This window comes from Pseudohongiella sp. (assembly GCF_040877505.1).
Taxonomy (GTDB): Bacteria; Pseudomonadota; Gammaproteobacteria; order Pseudomonadales; family Pseudohongiellaceae; genus Pseudohongiella.
In genome coordinates this window covers 1-2,019 of record NZ_JBBDNQ010000036.1, presented here as the reverse complement: position 1 = coordinate 2,019, position 2,019 = coordinate 1, and the positions used below count along the sequence as shown (strand labels likewise).

At 50.1% G+C, this 2,019-nt stretch carries 3 protein-coding genes; all 3 read left to right on the top strand.

Annotation, left to right across the window (positions count from 1 at the left end):
- Positions 1-171: 171 nt before the first annotated feature.
- Entirely contained in the window at positions 172-729 is a 558-nt protein-coding gene (locus WD071_RS13315) for a hypothetical protein (RefSeq protein ID WP_368048877.1), read from the top strand.
- Positions 726-1,556: a nucleotidyl transferase AbiEii/AbiGii toxin family protein gene (locus WD071_RS13310; RefSeq protein ID WP_368048876.1), complete on the top strand. Its 831-nt coding sequence runs from the start codon at positions 726-728 to the stop codon at positions 1,554-1,556. Before WD071_RS13315 ends, WD071_RS13310 begins: the two co-directional genes overlap by 4 nt.
- Positions 1,557-1,773: 217 nt before the next feature.
- A partial coding sequence (locus tag WD071_RS13305; protein WP_368048875.1) for a BrnA antitoxin family protein occupies positions 1,774-2,019 on the top strand: 246 nt, incomplete at its 3' end.

Sequence of the window (2,019 nt, the reverse complement as noted above, 5' to 3'; positions counted from 1 at the left end):
GTGTTCCGCCACTTCACCACTTGTATTCGGTAAAATTTACACAGATAATCGATAATAAGTCAGTTATCTGTGTAAAATCTGCATATGAGCATTGAGCTGCAGCTTCAACAATTCGGTAGCGCCCCTTTTGGCCGGTCTTCGCTGTTATCGGTTCTGGGTGAATACCGTTCTGTGAACGACAAAATAGCCAGCCTTATAGACCGAGGCGTATTGCTGTCTCTGAAGAAAGGCCTGTATGTTCTGGCGCCACCGTGGCGCCAGCAGCCTCTGTGCTTGCCGCTTGTTGCCAATAATTTGTATGGCCCCTCCTGTGTATCGCTTGAGTATGCCCTTGCCTGGCATGGTGTGATTCCAGAGGGGGTGTTTACCGTAACATCGGTGACCTCCCGCAGGGCGAAAGCCTACCAAACCTCTCTGGGCTATTACACCTATCAACACATACCGGAATCGCTGGTACTGGTGGGTGCCCGCATGGAGGCAGTAGCCGAAGGAGAGGGCCACTATTTAATGGCGGGGCCAACCAAATCACTGTGCGATAAGTTATTGCTGACGCGTAATCTGAGGTTGGCCTCACGTACAGCTATGGAGACCTTTCTGGAGGATGATTTGCGGGTAGACAGTGCAATGCTAAAAAACCCGGAGCCGGATGTAGTTGCACGCTATGTGTCTGCTGGCCATAAAGAGCTGCTGTTTAGGTTGCTGGGCCAGGTTCTGGAGCGCTGGTCATGACGGTCGTCGAGCAGATGCTGGCCCGTTATGAGGGTGACGCGGCTTCCAGAACGCTGGCCCTGCGAGAGGTTATGCAGGAAATAGCCTTGGCCGGGCTACAGCGGGGAGGTTTTTTTGACCGCGCCGCCTTCTATGGGGGGACCTGTTTACGCATTTTCTATGGCCTTCCCCGGTTTTCAGAAGACCTGGACTTCTCTCTGCTAGCGCCAGACCGGTCGTTCTCTCTGGAGCCTTATTTCAGGGCTATCCGGGATGAGTTCAGCGCGTTTGGGTTCGAGGTCAGCCTAACGGCAAAACAGAAATCGGCAGAGTCTGGCATTGAGTCGGCTTTTCTGAAAAAAACATCAAGCCTCTACCATTTAACGGTTAATGGCCAGAAGGCCTTAAAAATCAAGCTGGAAGTCGATAAAGATCCACCGCTGGGCTTCAAAACGGAAGAACGCTTACTGATTCAGCCCTATTCGTTCTATACCAAGTGCTTTGCACTGCCAGACTTGTTTGCGGGCAAAATGCATGCGCTGCTGTATCGCAAGTGGGGCAATCGAGTGAAGGGGCGCGACTGGTTCGATTTCGAATGGTACGTTCGCCAGGGCTACCCGTTGAACCTGCATCATTTTGCGGAACGTGCGTTTCAGAGTGGGGATTTGGCCGAGCGTGACATACCGATACCTGAGTTCAAGGTGTTGTTAAAGAACAGAATTGAAACGCTGGACATCCGCTCTGCACGTACCGATGTAGAGAGGTTTTTACCGGATGCCCGGGCGCTGGATATATGGTCCCGCGATTATTTTTTACAGCTGATCAGAATGATTCGGTTTAACAATTGAGCAATTTGTCTTTCGTAGAGGCCAGCGTCTTTTCGTGCTTTGCTGTGTTGCGTCAGTTGGTGTTCTGCGTTATTAAACGCATCTTTCTTGATTATCTTGGGTAGTACAAAAAACAGGCAGATATTGGTTGTCGCTAATGTATTCTTCACAGATGAGGGTGAAGAGGTTATTCGCATCATCAGTGCAAGAGAGGCGAATCGGAGTGAGAGGTCATTCTATGAGAACACTTGAACAGAGAGCTGCGTTGGACGATTTTGAGCTGGAAGCCGATTACGATTTCTCAAACGGTGTTCGTGGTCGTTTTTATTCGGCCAAAAAGGTATCCACAACGATTCGCCTGGATAACGATGTCGTGCTGCTATTAAAAAAGCAGGCTGCAGAAAAACACATTGGCTACCAGACACTGATTAACACCATACTCCGGGACTACTCAATGCATTCTGTGCACGGTTCAGAGCGGGAA